General features: G+C 69.7%; 18 protein-coding genes. 7 read left to right on the top strand and 11 right to left on the bottom strand.

From position 1 onward, the window contains the following. Positions 1 to 134 precede the first annotated feature (134 nt). Entirely contained in the window at positions 135 to 308 is a 174-nt protein-coding gene (locus tag ACIPTO_RS24775; RefSeq protein ID WP_366319807.1) for a hypothetical protein, read from the top strand. Between the two features lie 85 nt (positions 309 to 393). Here the strand turns inward: ACIPTO_RS24775 and dnaE are convergent, their stop codons facing one another. Then, positions 394 to 3933, bottom strand: coding sequence for a DNA polymerase III subunit alpha (gene dnaE, locus ACIPTO_RS24770; protein ID WP_366319809.1), 3540 nt, complete (start codon positions 3931 to 3933; stop codon positions 394 to 396). Positions 3934 to 4169: 236 nt separating this feature from the next. Here dnaE and ACIPTO_RS24765 point away from each other — a divergent pair, with 236 nt between their 5' ends. From ACIPTO_RS24765 to ACIPTO_RS24750, 4 genes are all read left to right on the top strand, one after another. Continuing rightward, the gene (locus tag ACIPTO_RS24765; RefSeq protein ID WP_366319811.1) at positions 4170 to 5495 is read left to right on the top strand and encodes a DUF2252 domain-containing protein; all 1326 of its coding nucleotides are present in this window, start codon (positions 4170 to 4172) and stop codon (positions 5493 to 5495) included. Between the two features lie 68 nt (positions 5496 to 5563). Continuing rightward, positions 5564 to 6253, top strand: coding sequence for a hypothetical protein (locus ACIPTO_RS24760; RefSeq protein ID WP_401195643.1), 690 nt, complete (start codon positions 5564 to 5566; stop codon positions 6251 to 6253). An 86-nt stretch (positions 6254 to 6339) separates the two neighbouring features. Next, entirely contained in the window at positions 6340 to 7158 is an 819-nt protein-coding gene (locus tag ACIPTO_RS24755) for a DsbA family protein (RefSeq protein WP_366319815.1), read from the top strand. Positions 7159 to 7238: 80 nt separating this feature from the next. Beyond that, on the top strand, positions 7239 to 8900 hold the full coding sequence (locus tag ACIPTO_RS24750) for an alkaline phosphatase D family protein (RefSeq protein WP_401195641.1): 1662 nt from the start codon (positions 7239 to 7241) through the stop codon (positions 8898 to 8900). Here ACIPTO_RS24750 and ACIPTO_RS24745 read toward each other — a convergent pair whose 3' ends face one another. Further along, positions 8901 to 9470 (bottom strand): dienelactone hydrolase family protein, encoded by a 570-nt coding sequence (locus ACIPTO_RS24745; RefSeq protein ID WP_401195639.1) that lies wholly within the window; start codon positions 9468 to 9470, stop codon positions 8901 to 8903. Positions 9471 to 9499: 29 nt separating this feature from the next. On the opposite strand from ACIPTO_RS24745, the gene ACIPTO_RS24740 reads away from it, so the two are divergent. Next, positions 9500 to 10609, top strand: coding sequence for a mechanosensitive ion channel domain-containing protein (locus ACIPTO_RS24740; protein WP_366319821.1), 1110 nt, complete (start codon positions 9500 to 9502; stop codon positions 10607 to 10609). A 71-nt stretch (positions 10610 to 10680) separates the two neighbouring features. Here ACIPTO_RS24740 and ACIPTO_RS24735 read toward each other — a convergent pair whose 3' ends face one another. The 6 genes from ACIPTO_RS24735 to ACIPTO_RS24710 all read right to left on the bottom strand — a co-directional run bounded on the left by ACIPTO_RS24735 (position 10681) and on the right by ACIPTO_RS24710 (position 16460). Next, positions 10681 to 11421, bottom strand: a complete 741-nt coding sequence (locus ACIPTO_RS24735) for an SDR family NAD(P)-dependent oxidoreductase (protein ID WP_401195636.1) — start codon at positions 11419 to 11421, stop codon at positions 10681 to 10683. A gap of 128 nt (positions 11422 to 11549) precedes the next feature. Next, a complete protein-coding gene (locus ACIPTO_RS24730; protein WP_366319825.1) occupies positions 11550 to 13136 on the bottom strand; it encodes a Na+/H+ antiporter in 1587 nt (528 codons plus the stop codon). A gap of 128 nt (positions 13137 to 13264) precedes the next feature. After that, a complete protein-coding gene (locus ACIPTO_RS24725) occupies positions 13265 to 13747 on the bottom strand; it encodes a GNAT family N-acetyltransferase (RefSeq protein ID WP_401195633.1) in 483 nt (160 codons plus the stop codon). Beyond that, a complete protein-coding gene (locus ACIPTO_RS24720; protein WP_366319829.1) occupies positions 13744 to 14688 on the bottom strand; it encodes an RluA family pseudouridine synthase in 945 nt (314 codons plus the stop codon). Before ACIPTO_RS24720 ends, ACIPTO_RS24725 begins: the two co-directional genes overlap by 4 nt. Positions 14689 to 14776: 88 nt before the next feature. Beyond that, on the bottom strand, positions 14777 to 15355 hold the full coding sequence (gene lspA, locus ACIPTO_RS24715) for a signal peptidase II (RefSeq protein WP_366319831.1): 579 nt from the start codon (positions 15353 to 15355) through the stop codon (positions 14777 to 14779). A 61-nt stretch (positions 15356 to 15416) separates the two neighbouring features. After that, positions 15417 to 16460: a TraR/DksA family transcriptional regulator gene (locus tag ACIPTO_RS24710; protein WP_401195631.1), complete on the bottom strand. Its 1044-nt coding sequence runs from the start codon at positions 16458 to 16460 to the stop codon at positions 15417 to 15419. Positions 16461 to 17066: 606 nt separating this feature from the next. Here ACIPTO_RS24710 and ileS point away from each other — a divergent pair. Then, entirely contained in the window at positions 17067 to 20213 is a 3147-nt protein-coding gene (gene ileS, locus ACIPTO_RS24705; RefSeq protein WP_366319837.1) for an isoleucine--tRNA ligase, read from the top strand. 181 nt (positions 20214 to 20394) lie between these two features. Here the strand turns inward: ileS and ACIPTO_RS24700 are convergent, their stop codons facing one another. From ACIPTO_RS24700 to ACIPTO_RS24690, 3 genes are read right to left on the bottom strand one after another with little or no spacing between them, the layout of a single operon-like run. Continuing rightward, positions 20395 to 21609, bottom strand: a complete 1215-nt coding sequence (locus tag ACIPTO_RS24700; protein ID WP_401195628.1) for a DivIVA domain-containing protein — start codon at positions 21607 to 21609, stop codon at positions 20395 to 20397. 52 nt (positions 21610 to 21661) lie between these two features. Next, complete coding sequence (locus ACIPTO_RS24695; RefSeq protein WP_019062316.1) at positions 21662 to 21952, bottom strand: YggT family protein; 291 nt, start codon at positions 21950 to 21952, stop codon at positions 21662 to 21664. A 50-nt stretch (positions 21953 to 22002) separates the two neighbouring features. Next, positions 22003 to 22644: a cell division protein SepF gene (locus ACIPTO_RS24690; RefSeq protein WP_366319841.1), complete on the bottom strand. Its 642-nt coding sequence runs from the start codon at positions 22642 to 22644 to the stop codon at positions 22003 to 22005. Between the last annotated feature and the right edge of the window lie 31 nt (positions 22645 to 22675).

Here is a 22675-nt window from a genome sequence, read left to right as displayed (position 1 = left end):
GGCGTGGCGTGTGCGGATTCGGCTCCTCCACCAACCCTGTCACAGACCGTGATTATCCGAAATGCGATCTCTGTAGGGCTATGTGAATCTGGTCCCGATCCTGGCCCCGAGATCCCTTCAGGAGGTAGATCACCATGGCCAAGAACAGGAAGAACAACCGCGATCAGCAGAAGTCCTCGGCGCCCGACCGCGCTGCGGAGCAGACCAGGTCGTCATCGGCACAGGACCAGGCCGAGCAGCGCATAGCCCAGGCGACTCCGGGCGACATGGCCCGCAAGAGTCGCGAGAAGCGCTTCGGCCACAACTGATCCCTGTTTTTGCGGCTGTCGAGATTCAGGCACGCACCGAGGGGCGCATCCGTCGACGGATGCGCCCCTCGGTCGTGTCTCTCGCTCAGCCGGCCAGGCAGGCCGGGCCGAGCAGCACCTTCAGGTCGCCGAACAGGGCCGGGTCCGGCTTCACCCGGTGCCGGTCCAGGCGCAGGAGGGTGGTCTTGGTCGGGCCCTGGAGCTTGATGCGGACCTCGCTGTCGCCCCGGTGGTGGCTGAGGATCTCACCGAGCCTGCTGATCATCGGCGGGGTGACCCTGGTCGCAGGGATCGTCAGGATCACGGGCGCGTTGGTGCCCGCGTTCGACAGGTCGGGGACCATCAGCTCCATCGCGACCAGCCGCGGCACGTCCTCGCGCTTGTCGAGCCGGCCCTTGACGAACACGATGGCGTCCTCGACGAGTTGGGTCGACACCAGCTGGTAGGTCGCCGGGAAGAACATGCACTCGATGGAGCCCGCGAGGTCCTCGACGGTGGCGATCGCCCACGCGTTGCCCTGCTTGGTCATCTTGCGCTGGAGGCCCGAGATGATGCCGCCGATGGTGACGACCGCGCCGTCCGCGTGCTCGCCCCCGGTGAGCTGGGCGATGCCCGCGTCGGCCTTGTCGGACAGCACGTGCTCCAGGCCGAACAGCGGGTGGTCGGAGACGTACAGGCCGAGCATCTCCCGCTCCTGGGCGAGGAGATACGTCTTCTCCCACTCGTCGGTGGTGAACTCCACGTCGAGTCCGAAGCCGGGCTCGCTGGTGTCCTCGTCGCCCATCCCCCCGAAGAGGTCGAACTGTCCCTCGGCCTCCTTGCGCTTGACCGCCACCACGTTGTCGATCATCGGCTCGAAGTGCGCGGTCAGGCCCTTGCGGGTGTGGCCCAGGGTGTCGAACGCCCCTGCCTTGATGAGGGATTCGGTGGTCCGCTTGTTGCAGGCGGCGGCCTCGACCTTGTCCAGGTAGTCGGGGAACGAGCCGTACTTCCCCTTCGCCTTGCGGGACCTGATGATCGAGTCGACCACGTTCGTGCCGACGTTGCGCACGGCCTCCAGGCCGAAGAGGATCACGTCGTCGCCCTGGGCGGCGAAGTTGTGCACCGACTCGTTGACGTTCGGCGGGAGCACCTTGATCTTCATGCGGCGGCACTCGTTGAGGTAGATCGCGGACTTGTCCTTGTCGTCCTTGACCGAGGTGAGCAGGGCCGCCATGTACTCGGCCGGGTAGTTGGCCTTCAGGTAGGCGGTCCAGTACGAGACCAGGCCGTACGCGGCGGAGTGCGCCTTGTTGAACGCGTAGCCGGCGAAGGGGACCAGGACGTCCCACAGGCCCTGGATCGCCTCGTCGCTGAAGCCCTTCTCCTGGGCGCCCTTCTGGAAGAGGACGAAGTTCTTCGCCAGTTCGTCGGGCTTCTTCTTGCCCATCACGCGGCGCAGGATGTCGGCCTCGCCGAGCGAGTACCCGGCGACGATCTGCGCGGCCTTCTGCACCTGCTCCTGGTACACGATCAGGCCGTAGGTCACCGCGAGGACCTCCTCCAGGGGCTCCTCCAGCTCCTTGTGGATCGGGGTGATCTCCTGGCGGCCGTTCTTGCGCTCCGCGTAGTTGATGTGCGAGTTCATGCCCATCGGGCCGGGCCGGTACAGGGCCGAGACGGCGGAGATGTCCTCGAAGTTGTCGGGCTGCATCTGGCGCAGCAGGGAGCGCATCGGGCCGCCGTCGAACTGGAAGACGCCCAGCGTGTCGCCGCGGCAGAGCAGTTCGAAGGTCTTGGGGTCGTCCAGCGGGAGGGCGAGCATCTCCAGGTCGATGCCCTTGTTGGACTTCACCATCTTGATGGCGTCGTCCATGATCGTGAGGTTGCGCAGGCCCAGGAAGTCCATCTTCAGCAGGCCGAGCGACTCGCACTGCGGGTAGTCCCACTGCGTGATGGTCACGCCGTCCGTGTGGCGGACCCACACCGGGGCGTGGTCGACGATGGGTTCGCTGGACATGATGACGCCGGCCGCGTGCACACCCATCTGCCGGACCAGGCCCTCGACGCCCTTGGCGGTGTCGATGACCTTCTTGACGTCCGGTTCGTTCTCGTACATCCCGCGGATCTCGCCCGCCTCGCCGTAGCGGGGGTGCTTGGGGTCGGTGATGCCGGAGAGGTCGATGCCCTTGCCGAGGACGTCGGCGGGCATCGCCTTGGTGAGCCGGTCGCCCATCGCGTACGGGTAGCCCAGCACGCGCGCGGAGTCCTTGATGGCGTTCTTGGCCTTGATCTTGCCGTAGGTGCCGATCATGGCGACCTTGTCGGCGCCGTACTTCTCGGTCACGTACCGGATCACCTCGACGCGCCGGCGCTCGTCGAAGTCGATGTCGACATCGGGCATGGAGACGCGCTCGGGGTTGAGGAACCGCTCGAAGATCAGGCCGTGCGGGATGGGGTCGAGGTCGGTGATGCCCATGGCGTACGCGACGATCGAGCCGGCCGCGGAACCACGGCCGGGGCCCACCGCGATGCCGTTGTTCTTCGCCCACATGATGAAGTCGGCGACGACGAGGAAGTAGCCCGGGAACCCCATCTGGATGATGACGTCCATCTCGTAGTCCGCCTGCTTCTGGCGGTCGTCCGGGATGCCGCCGGGGAAGCGGCGCTCCATGCCGCGGCGGACCTCCTCCTTGAACCAGGTGACCTCCGTGAACCCGTCCGGGATGTCGAACTTCGGCATGAGGTTCTTGGCCTCGAACATGCCGGAGGTGTCGATCTGCTCGGCGACCAGGAGGGTGTTGCGGCAGCCCTCCTGCCAGGCGTCCGAGGAGTCCACGGCGTACATCTCGTCGGTGGACTTCAGGTAGTAGCCGGTGCCGTCGAAGCGGAAGCGGTCCGGGTCGGAGAGGTTCTTGCCGGTCTGGATGCAGAGGAGGGCGTCGTGCGCGACCGACTCGTGGGCGTACGTGTAGTGCGAGTCGTTCGTCACCAGGGGCGGGATGCCGAGCTTCTTGCCGATGTCCAGCAGGCCGTCACGGACCCGGTGTTCGATCTCGATGCCGTGGTCCATCAGCTCCAGGAAGTAGCGGTCCTTGCCGAAGATGTCCTGGTACTCGGCGGCGGCCTTCAGGGCCTCGTCGTACTGGCCGAGGCGCAGCCGGGTCTGGAGTTCGCCCGAGGGGCAGCCGGTGGAGGCGATGAGCCCCTCGGACCACTGGGAGATGGTCTCCTTGTCCATGCGCGGCCACTTCTGGAGCCAGCCCTCGGCGTACGCGTCCGAGGAGAGCTTGAAGAGGTTGTGCAGGCCCGTCTTGTTCGCCGCCCAGATCGTCTTGTGGGTGTAACCACCGGAACCGGAGACGTCGTCCCGCTTCTGGTGCGGCTGGCCCCACTGGATCTTGCGCTTGTTGCGCCGGGACTCGGGGGCGACGTACGCCTCGATGCCGATGATCGGGGTGACACCCGCCTTCTTGGCCGAGTGGAAGAAGTCGTAGGCCCCGTGCAGGTTGCCGTGGTCGGACATCGCGATATGGGTCATGCCCATCTCGTTGCACGCGTCGAACATGTCCTTGAGCCGCGCGGCACCGTCCAGGAGCGAGTACTGGGTGTGGACGTGCAGGTGCGTGAACGGCGGCTTTGACACGGCTTGGCCTCCAGGGAAAACGAGGGACGACGGGCAGCGGGCGGTCTGGGGGGACGAGACCGAATCCTATGCCTCGCCACTGACACACGAGATGAATACCGTGACGCGGAGCGTCTCGTCGGGGAGTGGTGGCCGGGTGACGGGTGGGCGGGCACTCCCACGTACCTTCGAGCGTTGGAAGGTGACGACAGACCCGTCACATGTCACGCACCACCTGTACCGGGAGGCACAGAGCGATGTCGGTTCCGCAGCTCAACGACGAGCACCGCGGCGAGGAGATCCTTGCCGTCTTCGACACCGCCTTCGGCGAGCTCCTGGCCGCCGACCCGGCCGCGTTCCGGGTGAAGTTCCGGAAGATGGCAGCGTCGGCCTTCGCGTTCTACCGGGGCACGGCGGCGCTCTTCTACCACGACCTGGACGCCGAGAAGCGGGGCGGCCCGTACCTGGACGACCGCACCTCGCGCGTGTGGATCCACGGCGACCTGCACGCCGAGAACTTCGGCACCTACATGGACTCGAACGGCCGCCTGGTCTTCAACGTGAACGACTTCGACGAGGCCTACGTCGGCCCCTTCACCTGGGACCTCAAGCGCTTCGCCGCCTCCGTGGCGCTCATCGGGTACGCGAAGGCGCTCAGTGACGAGCAGATCACCGAGCTGGTGCAGGTCTACGCGGGCGCGTACCGCGAGCGGATCCACGCGCTGGCGACCGGCGCGAAGAGCGACGAGGTGCCGCCGTTCACGCTGGACACGGCCGACGGCCCGCTCCTGGGCGCGCTGCGCACGGCCCGCTCGCTGACCCGCTTCGAGCTGCTGGACTCGATGACGGAGATCCGTGACTTCGAGCGCCGCTTCGCACCGGGCGGCGGCTCCATCGAGCTGGACGCGGCGACCCGGTACAAGGTCCTCGCCGCCTTCGACGGCTATCTGGAGACGCTCCCGGAGTCCTCCCTGGACCGCCCGGACTCGTACCGCGTGAAGGACGTCGTCGGCCGCCGAGGCATCGGCATCGGCTCGGCCGGACTGCCGTCGTACAACATCCTTCTGGAGGGCAACAGCGACGCCCTGGAGAACGATGTGGTGATCTACATCAAGCAGGCCCAGACGCCGGCCGTCTCGCGGCACATCACGGACCCGGCGATCCGGGACTACTTCCAGCACGAGGGCCACCGCACGGTCATCTCGCAGCGCGCCCTCCAGGCGCACGCGGACCCGTGGCTCGGCTGGACCGAGCTGGGCGGGGCCGGGCAGCTGGTCGCCGAGGTGTCGCCGTACGCGGTGGACCTGGACTGGAGCGACATCGACGACCCGGAGGAGATCGCCGCCGTCGTCGCGGACCTGGGGCGGGCCACGGCGGCGATGCACGCGGCGGCCGACGACCAGTCCGGCGAGTCCCTGGTGCCGTTCTCCACGGAGCGGGCCATCGACGCGGCCATCGCGGGCGACGAGGACGGCTTCGCGGGCGTGCTCGTCGACTTCGCGCACACCTACGGCGCACGCGCGCGTGCCGACCACCAGACCTTCGTCGACCTGTTCCGCAACGGCCGGATTCCGGGTCTGTAACCATCCGCGCGCTCACAGGAACCCTTTAGCGGTGCCTTACCGGAGCACGTGACAGACTCTTCTCCGCTATGGACATATCCGGGATCCAGCTCAGGGCCGTGCGCGCGGCGCTGTTCACGGCACTGGTCGTGACGCTCAGCACCGCGTCGCACGTGCTGCTGTCCCGGGCCCCCCTGCCGCTCGGCACGGTGGCGGCGATCACCGCCACCGTGTTCGTCATCGCGTACGCGCTGGCGGGCCGCGAGCGCGGCTTCGGCCGGATCGCCGCCCTCCTGATCCCGCTGGAACTGGCCGCCGACACGGTCTTCACCACCGGCCAGCACGCCTGCTACGGCAGGGCGGGCGGCCCGGTCGCCGGACCGCTGCGCGCGGTCGGCCTGGACGTGCTGTGCAGCGGCGGCGACGTGGGCACCTCGCTGGCCCGGGTGACGGGCGAGCCCCCGCAGGCGGCGGCGCTGCTCGCGCACACCGACGCCACCGCCGCCTGGCTGCTGCTGGCCGCGCACCTCTGTGTCGGGCTGCTGGCCGCCGCCTATCTGCGCCGCGGTGAGCGCGCGATCTCCGAACTGCTGCGCGCGGCGACCGCGGTGGGCTTCCGCCCGCTGCTGCTGGCCGTCGCCGCGGTGACGGGCCGCCGCACCGCGCCGGTCCGCCGGCTGCTGCGCCCGACGCACCGCACGGCCACCGCCCGTGAGCGGCTGCTGGTGCACTCCCTGGGACGGCGTGGACCGCCGTGCTCGGTCCTCCTCGCGGTCTGAACGCACCACAGGTACCTGAGCACCTCCGAGTCCCCCACACGTATTCCGCGTACGACGTGTACGCGTCCCATATGGAGATCACCAACATGAGCAAGCGGAACAGCGCAGCGGCGAAGTCGGCGGCCCGTGAGCGGCTGCGCGCCGAGCGCGAGCGCCAGGCCAAGCGCGCGAAGGTCAAGCGGCAGCTGGTCGTCGCCGGTTCGGTCGTCGGCGTCCTCGCGATAGCCGGCGGCATAGGCTACGCCGTCGTCCAGAACAACAAGCCCAGTTACTGGGAGGGCCTGAAGGACGCCAAGGTCACCGCCCCGGCGAACACCTCGGGCACCAAGGGCACGACGGTCGTCATCGGCAAGGCGAGCGCGAAGAAGACGCTCAAGGAGTACGAGGACCCGCGCTGCCCGGTCTGCGCCCAGTTCGAGCAGACCGTCGGTTCGACCGTCGTCAAGGACGTCGACGATGGCAAGTACAAGATCCAGTACATCGGTGGCACGTTCATCGACAACCACGACAACGGCGTGGGCTCCAAGAACGCGCTGAGCGCCCTGGGCGCCGCGCTGAACGTCAGCCCCACCGCGTTCCTGGAGTACAAGTCGGCGCTGTACTCGACGAAGTACCACCCGGAGGAGACGACCGACAAGTTCAAGGACGACAGCTACCTGATCAAGGTCGCCGACACGGTCTCCGCGCTGAAGAACAACACGGCGTTCCAGACCGCCGTGAAGAAGGGCACCTACGACGCCTGGGCGATGGCCATGTCGAAGACCTTCGACAACAACAAGGACGGCGTGACGGGCACCCCGAGCTTCGTCATGAACGGCAAGATGCTGACCGCCGACTCCTCGGGCAACCCGCCCATGTCGGTGGCCGACTTCAACCGGGTCGTGGACGCGGCGCTCAAGAGCTGAGTCGACGGGCGGTGGAAGAGCGGGCGAACTTTTGCGAGTTCGCCCGCTCTCGTTGATACCGGTCAGTAACCTGATCGCTCGTGACCAGTCGATACAGAGCAACCGAGGGTGTCAACCCGCCCTCCCCGCGCCGCCGTACGGTCGTCAAGGCCGCGGCCGCCACCGCCGTTCTGGCCGGCCCGCTCGTCGCCGCGCTGCCCGCCGGAGCCGCCACCGAGACGCCCGCCTTCCTGCACGGCGTCGCCTCCGGGGACCCGCTCCCGGACGGGATCCTGCTGTGGACCCGGGTGACGCCCACCGCCGAGGCCGTCCCGGGTTCGGGGCTCGGCCCGGACACCGAGGTGAGCTGGACCGTCGCCCGGGACAAGGCGTTCACGAGCGTCGTCTCCCGGGGCTCCCTCACCACGAGCGCCGCCTCCGACCACACCGTCAAGGCCGACATCCGCGGCCTGGAACCGGCCACCGACTACTGGTTCCGCTTCTCGGCGGGCGGCACCGACTCCCCCACGGCGCGCACCCGCACCGCGCCGGCGGCGGACGCCGACGTGACCGGCCTGCGCTTCGGCGTCGTCACCTGCGCCAACTGGGAGGCGGGCTACTTCTCGTCGTACCGCCATCTCGCGGCCCGCGGCGACCTGGACGCGTGGCTGCATCTCGGGGACTACATCTACGAGTACAAGTCCGGCGAGTACGGGACGCGCGGCACGGTCGTACGGCCGCACGCGCCCCTGAACGAGATCATCACGCTCGCCGACTACCGCACCCGGCACGGCAGATACAAGACCGACCCCGACCTCCAGGCCCTGCATGTGAAGGCGCCGGTCATCGCGATCTGGGACGACCACGAGTTCGCGGACAACGCCTGGTCGGGCGGCGCGGTCAACCACACCGAGGGCGCCGAGGGCACCTGGACGGCCCGTCAGGCGGCCGCGAAACAGGCGTACTTCGAGTGGATGCCGGTCCGCCCGGCGATAGCGGGCACCACCTACCGGCGCCTCCGCTTCGGCAGGCTGGCCGACCTCTCGCTGCTCGATCTGCGCTCCTTCCGCTCGCAGCAGGCGAGTTCGGGCAGCGGCGCGGTCGACGACCCGGACCGCACGATCACGGGCCGGGCCCAACTCGACTGGCTGAAGGCCGGGTTGAAGGCCTCGGACACCAAGTGGCGGCTGGTCGGCAACTCGGTGATGATCGCGCCGTTCGTCATCGGCTCGCTCACCGCCGACCTGCTCACACCGCTCGCCAAGCTGCTGGACCTGCCGCAGGGCGGCATCGGCGTCAACACCGACCAGTGGGACGGCTACACCGACGACCGCCGTGAACTCCTCGCCCACCTGCGCTCGAACGCGATCGGCAACACGGTCTTCCTCACCGGTGACATCCACATGTCCTGGGCCAACGACGTACCGGTGGACGCCGGCACGTATCCGCTGTCGCCGTCCGCGGCGACGGAGTTCGTGATCACCTCGGTGACCTCCGACAACCTCGACGACCTCGTCAAGGTCCCCGAGGGCACGGTCTCCGCGCTCGCCGCGCCCCTCATCCAGGTCGCCAACCGGCACGTCCACTGGGTCGACACGGACCGCCACGGCTACGGCGTCCTCGACATCACCGCCGACCGCGCGCAGATGGACTACTACGTCCTGTCCGACCGCACCTCGCCGACCGCGACCTCGTCCTGGGAGCGGTCGTACCGTACGCGCAGCGGCACGCAGAAGGTCGAGCGGACGTACGACCCCGTGTAGCTACAGGCTGTCGAGGAAGCCGAGCGACACCCGCCAGGTGGCCTCGGCGGCCTCCTCGTCGTAGTCCGGGAGGCCGGGGTCGGTGTACAGGTGGCCGGCTCCGGCGTACCGGTAGATCTCCACGTCGGCTCCCGCCCGGCCCATCTGCAGGTACCAGGAGCTGAGCCAGTCGTCCGTCTCGAACTGGTCCGGCTCGGCGACGTGCAGCTGCACCGGCAGACCGTCGACGGAGGCGGTGGCCGCGATGTCCGAGGTGCCGTGCAGGAGCAGCAGCCCGCGGGCCTTCTCGTCGCCGAGGGCGAGGGTCTGCGCGACGGAGGCACCGAGCGAGAACCCGGCGTAGACGAGCCCGCGCTCCGAATAGGGGGCGGCGGCCAGCACGGCCCGCTTCAGCAGTTCGTCCTTGCCGATCCCGTCGTTGAAGGCCATGCCCTCCTCGACCGTCTCGAACGTACGCCCCTCGAAGAGGTCCGGCGTCCACACCTCGTGGCCCGCCGCGCGCAGCCGCTCGGCGGCCTCGCGGACAGCCGGCCGGGGACCGTACGTCGAGTGGAAGAGCATGATGTTCATGAAGCCATCGTGCCAGTACGGTCGGACGCATGGAGAACGTACTGCGCCCGCTGATCGTCATCGGCGGCTCCGTCGTCCTCACGCTGCTCATCGGCTGGGTCACCGACCTGCTGCTGCGGAAGGCGGACGCCCGACACGACGACACCACCCTGTGGGGACTGCTGCGCCGAGGCCGCGTGCCCTACCACCTGCTGCTCTGCGCGGCCTTCCTCAGAGGCTCCTACGACCAGGCCCAGCTCCTGGAGGAACACCGGGTCGGCATCGGCCAGACCCTGACCCTGGTGCTGATCGGCGCCACCGCCTGGCTGATGATCCGGATCGCCGCCGCGGTCGTGGAGGCGTCGTACTCGCGCTACGCCCGCGTCTCCCACGACGCGGCCCGGGTCCGCCGGGTGCGGACCCAGGTGACCTTGATCATGCGGGTGGTGGCCGCGATCGTCGGCGTGGTGGCGGTCGCCGCGATGCTGCTGACGTTCCCGGCGATGCGCGCGGCCGGTGCCTCGCTGCTGGCCTCGGCGGGCGTCCTCGGCATCGTCGCCGGTGTCGCGGCGCAGTCCACGCTCGCCAACCTCTTCGCGGGGCTGCAGATCGCCTTCGGTGACATGGTGCGGATCGGCGACACCGTGGTGGTGGACGGCGAGTGGGGCACGATCGAGGAGATCACCCTCACCTTCCTGACGGTACGGACCTGGGACGAGCGCCGGATCACCATGCCGGTGTCGTACTTCACGTCCAAGCCGTTCGAGAACTGGTCGCGCGGCACCCCGCAGATGACCGGCATCGTCTACTTCCAGGTCGACCACTCGGCCCCCGTCGACGCGATGCGCGAACAGCTCCGCGACATCCTCCGCGCCTGCCCCGCCTGGGACGGCCGCAACTACGGCCTCGTCGTCACCGACACCACGCCCAACACGATGGAGGTCCGCGCCCTGGTCACGGCGAAGGACGCGGACGACATCTGGACGGTCCGCGTCACCGTCCGCGAACAGATGATCCGCTGGCTGTACGTGGAGCACCCGTACGCCCTGCCCCGCGTGAACACGGCGGACGCGGCCCCGATCCCCTCGGACGATCCGTCACCGAACGGCGCGGGCGGGGGCCGGACGCCGCACGAGCCTCCGCGGGGCAACCGGGGGTGAGGGCGCGCGTCCACCGGGGGCCGCGGCCGGCCGTCGCCCGGCTCCGGGCCCCCGGTCCGGTCCGCTCCCCCTCAACGCCCGCGCTCGGCCCCGCCGTTGACCTGGATCACCTGCGAGGTGACATGCCCGGCGGCCGGTGAGGCCAGCCAGTGCAGGGTCGCGGCGACGTCCCCGGGTGTACCGGCCCGCCCGGTGGACGTGTCGCCGATGAGCCGCTCGCGCCGGGCCGGGTCGATCCGCGGGCCGAAGAACTCCGTGTCCTCGATGTACCCGGGCGCGACCACGTTCACGGTGATGCCGCGCGGCCCGAGATCCCGGGCCAGATCATGGGCGTACGGATGCAGCGCGGCCTTGGCCCCGCCGTACGCCCCGCTGCCCGAACCCCGGTACGCGGCGATGGAGCTCACGAACAGCACCCGCCCGCCCGGTTCCGCGAGCCGCGTGCGCAGGGCCTCGGTGAGCAGCGCGGCGCTCAGCGTGTTGATACGGAAGGTGACCGTCCAGTCGTGCGCGACCCGGTCCAGCGGATCCTTGCTCGCGCTCTCCGGCTCCAGCGCTCCCGTACCGCCCGCGGCGTGCACCAGCACGTCCACGGTCCCGAACTCCTCGGCGACGAACCGCGCGACCCCGCGCACGACCTCGGGCTCACTCAGGTCCCCGGCATAGGTCGACGCACCCGGCACCGCCGCCTTCTCCAGGACCTCGCGCCGCCGCCCGAGCAGCAACACCCGGTCCCCGTCGGCCGCGAAGACATGCGCCGCGGCGAGCCCGATCCCCGTACCACCACCACTGATGACCACGTTGCGAACCATGGCGCGAGCCTACAAAGAGGGTGGGGCCGACGACGGCCGATTCGGCCGATGGCCGCCGACAGCGCCCGGCCCACGGGAGAGCGGCCCGCCTCCCGGCCGCCCGTGACGGCCCGGTGCGCGCGGGAGCCTCACCGCAGACTGCGGACGTCGAGATGCCGCAGCACCCGGTCCACGATCTCCGGGTCCGCCCCCGGCTCACTGCGCGCCGCCAACACCTCGTGCCGGGCCGCGCTCATCATCTCCGCCTGGATCCGCCGCATCTTCTTCACCCGCTTCGCCCGCTTCTCGTAGGCCTCCCGCCGCTCCCCGTCCCCCACCTCGGGAGAGATCCGCACCCCGATGTCGAAGGCCCGCCGCAGCAGTTGCTCGGACACCTCCTCCGGCAGCTCCTCCACGTCCTCGATCTCCCGCAGCCGCCGCTTCGCGGCCTTCGCCGCCCGCACCGCCAGTTCCTTCTCGAAGGCCTGCTCGCTGTCGGTGTCGGCCCGCACCCCGAGCTTCTTCACCAGCCACGGCAGTGTGAGCCCCTGGAGCACCAGCGTCGCCATGATCACGCCGAACGCGATGAACACGATCTCGTCCCGGTCGGGGAACGCCGACCCGTCGTCCATGGTCAGCGGAATCGCCAGCGCCAGGGCGACGGACGCCACCCCGCGCATCCCCGCCCACCACATGATCACGGTCTCCCGCCAGGACGTCGGGATCTCCTCGTCGTAGTCCCGTTTGGCGTGCAGCCGTTTCGTCAGCCAGGTCGCGGGCAGCAACCACGCCAGCCGTACGACGACCACGACCCCGACGATCGCGGCGGCCCAGCCCAGCATCTCGCCCCACCGGCCGGACGCGGTCCGGATCGCGTTGTGCAGTTCGAGTCCGATGAGCCCGAACGCGACCCCGGTGACCAGCGTGTCCACGACGTCCCACACGGTCGCCCCGGCGAGCCGGGTCAGCACGTCGTCCGCGCCGAAGGCGTACTCGGAGAGGAACAGCGCGGTGGTGAGCACGGCGAGGACACCGGAGCCGTGCAGTTCGTCGGCCAGGACGTACGAGGCGTACGGCACCAGGAGGGTCAGGCCGATCTGGAGGGTGGCGTCGTCGAGGAGCGACATCAGTCTGTTCGCAGCCCAGCCCAGCGCCACACCGACCACCACGGCGACGACGGCGGACAGTACGAAGTCGATCCCGGCACGCCAGAAGTCGAAGCTCCCGCTCACGGCGGCGGCGATCGCCACGTGGTAGAGCACGATGGCCGTGACGTCGTTGAACAGGCCCTCGCCCTCCAGGATCGACACCAGCCGGCGCGGCAGCCCGAGCTGCCCGGCGACGGCGGTCGCGGCGACCGGGTCGGGCGGCGCCACCAGCGCACCGAGCGCCACGGCGGCAGCTATCGGCAGCCCCGGCACGATCGCGCTCGCGACGGCGGCCACGGCGAGGGTCGTGACGAACACCAGGGCCACGGCCAGCAGGAAGATGGGCCGGATGTTCGCGGTGAACTGCCGCCAGGAGGTACGCCGTACGGCCGCGTACAGCAGCGGTGGCAGCAGCAGGGGGAGGATCAGGTCGGGCGGGACGTTCACGTTCGGCACGAAGTCGGCCACCGCGAGGACTATCCCGAGGAGGGTCATGAGCACCGGCGCCGGCAGACCGAACCGGTCCCCCAGCGGGACGCTCACCACAGCCCCGAGCAACAGGACGAAGAGGAGGGCCAATTGATCCACGGTCAGGGCTCCGGCGGGATCTCGACGTCAACTAGCGGACGCCCAAGCCTGCCACGCCGCCCGCCCGACCAGCACTTTCGACGCCCGTCGGATGCCGAGCCCCTCACGGACCGCGCCCGCGGCCCCGCTCACCGGGCCGGGGTCAGCGCCCGCCGCATCGCCCGGTGCGGAATACCGGCGTCCGGGAACTCCGGCCCGTACGCCTCGTAGCCGAGCCGCTCGTAGAACCCCAGGGCATGCGTCTGCGCGTGCAGATCCACGGCGGCCAGACCGCGCGCGCGTGCCGCGTCCTCGATGGCCCGCACCAGCGCGACCCCGACGCCGAGCCCGCGCGCCTCCTTGCTCACGGCCAGCCGCCCCAGGGACCCCACGGTGACGTCCCCGCCGGTCTTCGCCGCGGCGGCCTCCCCGAACAGCAGACGCCCGGTCCCGAGCGGCACCCCGTCCTCCCGCACGGCCAGCACATGCGTCGCCACCGCGTCGTAGGCGTCGTACTCGATGTCCTGGTCCACGCCCTGCTCGACGACGAAGACCTCCTTGCGCACCGCGAAGCAGGCCTCACGGTCGGCCGGGTCCTCGGCGACACGCACCGCGTACGAGGCCGGGCTCATGCGTACGTCTCCTCGCGCACCAGGTCCAGCGCCTGCTGGAGGTCGTCCGGGTAGCCGCTCTCGAACTCGACCCACTGGCCGTCCGCGGGATGCTCGAAGCCGAGCCGCACGGCGTGCAGCCACTGGCGGGTCAGCCGCAGCCGCTTGGCGAGCGTCGGGTCGGCGCCGTAGGTCAGGTCGCCCACGCACGGGTGGCGGTGGGCCGCCATGTGCACGCGGATCTGGTGGGTGCGGCCGGTCTCCAGCTTCACGTCGAGCAGGGAGGCCGCGCGGAACGCCTCGATGAGGTCGTAGTGCGTGACGGACGGCTTGCCCTCGGCGGTGACGGCCCACTTGTAGTCGTGGTTCGGGTGGCGGCCGATGGGGGCGTCGATGGTGCCGCTGGTCGGGTCGGGGTGGCCCTGGACCAGCGTGTGGTAGCGCTTGTCGACCGTGCGCTCCTTGAACTGGCGCTTCAAGGAGGTGTAGGCCCGCTCCGACTTGGCGACGACCATCAGCCCGGAGGTGCCGACGTCGAGGCGGTGCACGATGCCCTGGCGCTCGGCGGCACCGGACGTCGAGACGCGGTACCCGGCGGCGGCCAGACCGCCGATGACCGTGGTCCCCGTCCAGCCGGGACTGGGATGGGCGGCGACGCCGACCGGCTTCACGATCACGATCACGTCGTCGTCGTCGTAGACGATCTCCATGCCCTCGACCGGCTCGGCGACGATCTGCACGGGCGCGGGCGCCTGCGGCATCTCCACCTCGAGCCACGCCCCGCCGTGCACACGCTCGGACTTCCCGACCACCGAGCCGTCGACCGTGACCTTCCCCGCCGCGGCCAGCTCGGCGGCCTTCGTACGGGAGAAGCCGAACATGCGGGAGATGGCGGCGTCGACACGCTCGCCCTCCAGACCGTCGGGCACGGGCAGGTTGCGGATCTCGGGAACTGTGCTCACCCGGTCGAGTATGCCGGACGGGTCCGACACCGCCTTACCGAAGCCCCCGCGGCGGGCGGTACCGCGACCGGCGCGACCGCCCGCGCGGTCAGTCCTTGTGGACGGTGCCGTCCGGGTCCAGGCCGCGGAAGGAGAGCAGCACGATCAGGATGCCGCCGCACACGATCGCCGAGTCGGCGAGGTTGAAGACGGCGAAGCCCTTGGGCGCGATGAAGTCGACGACCTCGCCCTGGAAGACGCCGGGCGAGCGGAAGATCCGGTCGGTGAGGTTGCCCAGCGCACCGCCCAGCAGCAGGCCGAGCGCGATGGCCCACGGCAGGCTGTAGAGCTTGCGGGCCAGCCGGGCGATCACCACGATCACGGCGGCGGCGATCATCGTGAAGATGACCGTGAAGGCCGCGCCGAACCCGAAGGCGGCGCCCGGGTTGCGGATCGCGTGGAACTCCAGCCAGTCCCCGAACACCTCGATCGGCGCGTGGTGCTCCAGCTTGGCGACCACCAGCAGCTTGCTGACCAGGTCGAGGGTGTACGCGAACGCGGCCACCACGAACAGGACGGCGATCCGGCGTTTGCCCCTGGGGGGCGACGCAGTGTCACCCCGCTCCGGCTCGGCCCCCGCCGTCTCTGGGGTATCCGGCGTACCGATGATGCGCTCCGCCTCTGCCACGTGAGTCCCTCAGCCTAGGTACCTAACTCAGGACGAGGGTACGGCACACCTGTCGGGGGCCTCAGTACCGGCGTTCCTGCTTCTGCTTGCACTCGACGCAGAGGGTGGCCCGGGGGAAGGCCTGCATACGGGCCTTGCCGATCGGGTTGCCGCAGTTCTCGCACAGGCCGTAGGTGCCGGCGTCCAGCTTCCCCAGGGCGCGCTCGGTCTGGATCAGCATCTCGCGCGCGTTGGCGGCCAGCGCCATCTCGCTCTCGCGCGTGATGTTCTTGGTGCCGGTGTCGGCGTCGTCGTCGCCCGCGCCGTCCCCGGAGTCCCGCATCAGACCGGCGAGGGCCCGCTCGGTGGAGGTGATCTCCTCGCTCAGCCGCGCGGCCTCGGACTGCAGCTCGGTACGGGCCTCCTCGACCTCCTCCGGCGTCCAGGGGTCCTCTCCCGGGCGTACCGCGAGCTCACCGGGCACCGCCGCGACCCGCGCCTTCGGAACGGCCCTCTTCGCCGCCGTGGCCGTACCCGGAGTCTTCTTCGCAACCACCGTCGTGGCTCCCGTCTGCTCCGCGGCCTGCGCCGCGCCCGCCTTGGCCTTCTTGGCCGCGCTCTTCTTCGTGCCGGTGGCGCTCGTCGCGCCCGTGGCGCTATTCGTGCCCGTCGCGCTCTCCGTGGAACCGCTCTTCGTACCGGTGATGCTCTCCGGAGGACCGCTCTTCGCGGACGTGCTCTCCGGGGCGGCGATTTTCTTCGCGGCCGTTCTCTTCACGGCTGCTTTCTTCACCGCCGCCTTCTTCGCGACCGCCTTCTCGGCGACCGTCTTCTTCGTGACCGCCTTCTTCACGGCGGTCTTCCTGGTCACCGTGGCCTTGGGAGCGGCAGCCGCCTCCGAGGCCCCCGTTTCCTCGGCCGTGGCCGTCCTCTTCGTCACGGTCGTCTTCGTAGCCGTCGCCTTCTTCGTAGCCGTGGATCTCGCGGTGCTCTTCCCGGCCGCCGCCCCCTTCGCGGCCCCCGGTCTCCCGGCCCCTTCCCCGGTCGCCTTCTTCGAAGAAGCCGCCTTCGTAGCGACCGCCTTCTTCGCCGCGGTCTTCTTCGTTGCGGTCTTCTTCGCCACCATGGCCGCGGCCCCTTCTCACATTTTGTGATCACGCACGCGAATCGTGCTGGGACGATAAATCGACTTGAGTCCCGCGGCAACGGGGCACGCCGCCCGATACGTCCACCCCCCTGGCCTCACGCGACGAGCCTTCATCCGTTGTGCCCAGCTCCCCGCCGGGTAATCCGCCCGGTCCGGCACCCCGAACGCCGAACGCGTGTTCAGCGCCATTCGAGTCACGCGGCGGGTCGGCGGGTCTCCCGCCGGGACCCCCGGAAAACCGGTCGGCCGTTGTCCGTGCGGCCCCGTACACTGGGCGGAGCGAGAAGCGTGGATGGGGACGAGTAGCGGCGTACGCAGCCCAGAGCGACCCGGGGACGGTGGAAGCCCGGGGGCGAGCGCGACGTGAAGATCACCCCGGAGCCGCCGGAAGAAAGCCGCAGCCTCGGGGCAGCGGCCGGTAGACCCGGTATCGCGACCCCAATGAGGGGGCTCACTGATGCGCGGGACGCACCGGGGAGCCAAGGAGGGTGGTACCGCGGGAGCGCGCCGCACACGGCGTACGGAAAACCGTAGCTCTCGTCCCTCCGGACGGAAGGCAGAAAGTCCGCCGGAGGAAGCTCGCTGATGACAACGCCGACGTACCGCCAGGTACCCGCCCAGGTCGACCTGCCCGCGCTCGAGCACGCCGTGCTCGACTTCTGGCGCGAGCAGAAGATCTTCGCCAAGACCCTGGACCAGTCCGAGGGGCGCCCCGAGTGGGTGTTCTACGAGGGCCCGCCCACGGCCAACGGCATGCCGGGCGCCCACCACATCGAGGCGCGCGTCTTCAAGGACGTCTTCCCCCGCTTCCGGACCATGCGCGGCTACCACGTGGGCCGCAAGGCCGGCTGGGACTGCCACGGCCTCCCGGTGGAGCTGGCGGTCGAGAAGGAGCTGGGCTTCACCGACAAGCAGGACATCGAGGCGTACGGCATCGCCGAGTTCAACGCCAAGTGCCGCGACTCCGTGACCCGGCACACCGACGCCTTCACCGAGCTGACGACCCGCATGGGCTACTGGGTCGACCTCGACGACGCCTACCGCACCATGGACCCCGAGTACATCGAGTCGGTCTGGTGGTCGCTGAAGGAGATCTTCAACAAGGGCCTGCTGGTCCAGGACTACCGCGTCGCCCCCTGGTGCCCGCGCGACCAGACGGGCCTCTCGGACCACGAGCTGGCACAGGGCTACGAGACGGTCGTCGACCCCTCCGTGTACGTCCGTTTCCCGCTCACCTCCGGTCCGCTGGCCGGCCGTGCCGCACTCCTGGTCTGGACGACGACCCCCTGGACGCTGGTGTCCAACACGGCCGTCGCCGCCCACCCCGAGGTCACCTACGTCGTCGCCACGAAGGGCCCCGACAGCGCAGAGCAGCTCGTCGTCGCCGAGCCGCTGCTCGCCAAGGCCCTCGGCGAGGGCTGGGAGACCACCGGCGAGACCTTCACCGGCGCCGAGATGGAGCGCTGGACGTATCAACGTCCGTTCGAGCTCGTGGAGTTCCCGGAGCCCGCCCACTACGTGGTGAACGCGGAGTACGTGACGACCGAGGACGGTACGGGTCTGGTCCACCAGTCCCCCGCCTTCGGCGAGGACGACCTCAAGGTCTGCCGCGCGTACGGCCTTCCGGTGGTCAACCCGGTCCGCCCGAACGGCACCTTCGAGGAGGACGTCCCGCTCGTGGGCGGTGTCTTCTTCAAGAAGGCCGACGAGAAGCTCACCGAGGACCTCCGGGACCGCGGTCTGCTCTTCAGGCACGTGCCGTACGAGCACAGCTACCCGCACTGCTGGCGCTGCCACACCGCGCTCCTGTACTACGCGCAGCCCTCCTGGTACATCCGCACCACGGCCGTCAAGGACCGCCTCCTCCAGGAGAACGAGAACACCAACTGGTTCCCGGACACCGTCAAGCACGGCCGGTACGGCGACTGGCTGAACAACAACATCGACTGGGCCCTGTCCCGCAGCCGCTACTGGGGCACCCCGCTCCCGATCTGGCGCTGCGAGGACAACCACCTCACCGTGGTGGGCTCCCGCGCGGAGCTGACCGAGCTGACGGGCACCGACCAGTCGGCCCTCGACCCGCACCGCCCGTTCATCGACGCGGTCACCTTCGCCTGCCCCGAGTGCGGCGGGACGGCCACGCGCGTGCCCGAGGTCATCGACGCCTGGTACGACTCGGGCTCGATGCCGTTCGCGCAGTGGGGATACCCGTACAAGAACAAGGAGCTGTTCGAGAGCCGCTACCCGGCGCAGTTCATCTCCGAGGCGATCGACCAGACCCGCGGCTGGTTCTACACGCTGATGGCGATCGGCACCCTGGTCTTCGACAAGTCGTCGTACGAGAACGTCGTGTGCCTCGGTCACATCCTCGCCGAGGACGGCCGCAAGATGTCCAAGCATCTGGGCAACATCCTGCAGCCGATCCCGCTGATGGACCAGCACGGGGCGGACGCGGTGCGGTGGTTCATGGCCGCGGGCGGCTCCCCGTGGGCGGCCCGCCGCGTGGGCCACGGCACGATCCAGGAGGTCGTCCGCAAGACCCTCCTGACGTACTGGAACACGGTCGCCTTCCAGGCACTGTACGCCCGCACGTCCGACTGGGCGCCCAGCGCGGCGGACCCGGCCCCGGCCGACCGCCCGGTCCTGGACCGCTGGCTGCTGTCCGAACTCCACGCGCTCACCGACCAGGTGACGCAGGCTCTGGAGTCCTACGACACCCAGCGCGCCGGCAAGCTCCTCTCCGCGTTCGTCGACGACCTGTCGAACTGGTACGTCCGCCGCTCCCGCCGCCGTTTCTGGCAGGGCGACAAGGCCGCGCTGCGCACCCTGCACGAGGTCGTCCGGACGGTCACCCAGCTGATGGCCCCGCTGACCCCGTTCATCACCGAGCGGGTCTGGCAGGACCTCATCGTCCCGGTCACCCCGGACGCCCCGGAGTCGGTCCACCTGTCCTCCTGGCCGGAGGCGGACCTCTCCGTCATCGACCCCGAGCTGTCCCAGCAGATGGTCCTCGTACGGCGTCTGGTGGAGCTCGGCCGGGCCACGCGCGCGGAGTCGGGCGTCAAGACGCGCCAGCCGCTGTCCCGCGCGCTGATCGCGGCCACGGGCTTCGGCACGCTGGACCCGGAGCTGCACGCGCAGATCACGGAGGAGCTGAACGTCGAGGGGCTCGCCTCGCTCAGCGAGGTCGGCGGCTCCCTGGTCGACACCACGGCGAAGGCCAACTTCCGCGCCCTGGGCAAGCGGTTCGGCAAGCGGGTCCAGGAGGTGGCCAAGGCTGTGGCGGACGCGGACGCTGCCGCCCTCTCCCTGGCGCTGCGCGAGGGCACGGCCTCCGTCGAGGTGGACGGCGAGACCATCACGCTGGCCCCGGATGAGGTGATCATCACAGAGACCCCGCGCGAGGGCTGGTCCGTTGCCTCCGACTCGGGCGCGACGGTCGCCCTCGACCTGGAGATCACCGAGGAGCTGCGGCAGGCCGGACTGGCCCGTGACGCGATCCGGCTGATCCAGGAGTCCCGCAAGAACAGCGGCCTGGACGTCGCCGACCGGATCGCCCTGCGCTGGACGTCCACCGACCCGGCGGTCATCGCGGCCCTGTCCGAGCACGCGTCCCTGATCGCCGACGAGGTCCTCGCCACGGACTTCGCCCAGGGCGAGGCGGACGACAGCTACGGCACCCCGTTCACGGACGAGGGCCTCTCGCTGGTGTTCCGCCTGCACAAGGCGTAGGCACCACCGGGCACCGGAAGGGCCCGGCCTCCTTCATGGAGGCCGGGCCCTTTCCGTACGCCCAAGGCGGGTCGACTCACGTGAACCAGCACTCAACTCGCGTAAAAAGGGCGGGGCCCCGGATCGATATCCGGGGCCCCGCCCTGAACGCTGCCGACGCCCAAGGCGTACTAGAGGCCGGTCAGTTGTCGTCCTCGTCGATCAGGAACCCGCGCATCGGCGAGGGAGCCTGGCCCATCGGGGACGGGCCCTGCGGCCGGACCGGAGCCATCGGCTGGGTCATGGCCGGGGACATCTGCTGCTGGCCGCCGTAGGACGGACCGGCGGGCGGCGGGCCGCCCATGCCCTGGTTGCCGCCGTACGACGGGGCGCTCGCGCCGGCCGGGGCCATGGAAGGCGCCGGGGACGGCGGAAGCGACGCGGTCGCCGGAGTGCGCGGCGGGGCCAGCGAGTCGTCGGCCTGGGTCTCCAACTGACGCAGCTGGGACTCCAGGTAGGACTTCAGACGCGTGCGGTACTCGCGCTCGAAGCCGCGCAGGTCCTCGACCTTGCGCTCCAGCGTGGCGCGGGCGGACTCCAGGGAGCCCATCGCGACGCGGTGCTTCTCCTGCGCGTCCCGCTCCAGGGCGTCGGCCTTGGCACGGGCGTCACGCTCAAGGCCCTCGGCGCGCGAACGGGCCTCGCCGACGATCTTGTTGGCCTCGGAACGGGCCTCGGCGATCGCCTGGTCGGCGGTCTGCTGAGCCAGCGAGAGGACACGGGCGGCGCTGTCGCCACCGGGGCCCTGCTGCGGCATGCCGCCGCCCATCGGACCGCCCATGGGGCCGCCCATCTGCTGCTGCATCTGGGGCTGACCCTGCATCGGGCCCTGGCCCATCTGCTGCATCTGACCCTGCATCGGGCCGCCCTGGCCCATCGGACCCTGGCCCATGGGGCCCTGACCCATCGGACCCTGACCCTGCGGGCCGCCCTGGCCACCGGGGCCGGCGGGCAGCTGCGGGGCACCGCTCGGCAGCTGGGGCGGGCCGCCCATGGGGCCGCCCATCTGCTGCTGCGGCGGTCCCGATATCCCGGCGGGCACCGGGGCGCCCGGACCGCGCATGCCTTGCGGGGGCATGCCCTGCTGGGGCATGCCGCCCTGCTGCATGCCACCTTGCTGCATGCCGCCCTGCTGCTGGTCCTGTTCGGGGGGCTTGCGCATGTTCTGTTGGTTCTGCGCGGCCGCGCGCGTGGCGGCGGCCAGCTTGGCGCGCAGGTCCTCGTTCTCCCGCAACAGGCGGGTCAGTTCGGCTTCGACCTCGTCGAGGAAGGCATCGACCTCGTCCTCGTCATAGCCTTCTCGGAGGCGGACGGTCGTGAACTGCTTGTTCCGCACGTCCTCGGGGGTCAACGGCATCTCTTCACCTCAACGTAGTCATCGGCAGTCGGCAAGACCGTATCGTCCACTGTCACCTCGCGAGATTGCCCACGATAGAGATCAAGATGTAGACGATGATCATCAGGACGAAGAAGGACAGGTCGAGCGCCACGCCCCCGAGACGCAACGGCGGGATGAACCGCCGCAGAAGCTTCAACGGTGGATCGGTGACAGTGTAGGCGGCCTCCAGAACGACCACCATCGCCTTGCCGGGTTGCCATGAGCGGGCGAACTGAAAGACGTAGTCCATGACCAACCGGAAGATGAGCACGATGAGGAACACCATCAGCGCGATGTAGATCACCTGCGCGAACACGCTCATGGTCTGTCTTTCCCTCTCCCCTGTTCCGTGCTTCCTAGCGGCTGCCTGTCTCAGCTCTGATTGAAGAACCCGCCCTCTGCGATGCGGGCCTTGTCCTCGGCCGTGACATCGACGTTAGCAGGCGACAACAGGAACACCTTCTGCGTCACCCGCTCGATGCTGCCGTGAAGACCAAACACCAAACCGGCCGCAAAGTCGACAAGTCGCTTCGCGTCTGTGTCATCCATCTCAGTCAGATTCATGATCACCGGGGTGCCTTCACGGAAGTGTTCCCCGATGGTACGGGCCTCGTTGTAGGTCCGGGGGTGAAGCGTGGTGATCCGGTAAGGCTCTCGTTCCGACACGACCTTGGGCATGATCACCGGTGCGTTCTTCTCCAGGGACTGGCGTTCTTGTGTGATGGATGCCACGGGCGCGATACGCGCCGGACGCCCTGATTCCGCACCCAGGGAAGCGGAATGGGACACCGGGTCACGAGGAGCCGGAGGCTGCACCACTCGTACCGGTTCGTCCCTTTGGGACTGATGCGAGCCGTGTGACTGGTGTGACGGCTCATGCCGTCGACGGTCCCGCTCGGGCTCCGGGTCCAGTTCGGGTTCGAAGTCGTCATCGGGGTCGAAACCCCGGCCGTCGTACCCATCGTCCTCCACGAGGCCGAGGTAGACCGCCATCTTGCGCATCGCGCCGGCCATGCTCTGAGTCCTCCGCTCTGTGGTGGATCGG

This window comes from Streptomyces sp. NPDC090083 (genome assembly GCF_044747445.1).
Classification (GTDB): Bacteria; Actinomycetota; Actinomycetes; order Streptomycetales; family Streptomycetaceae; genus Streptomyces.
This window is presented reverse-complemented; position numbering and strand designations above follow the sequence as displayed.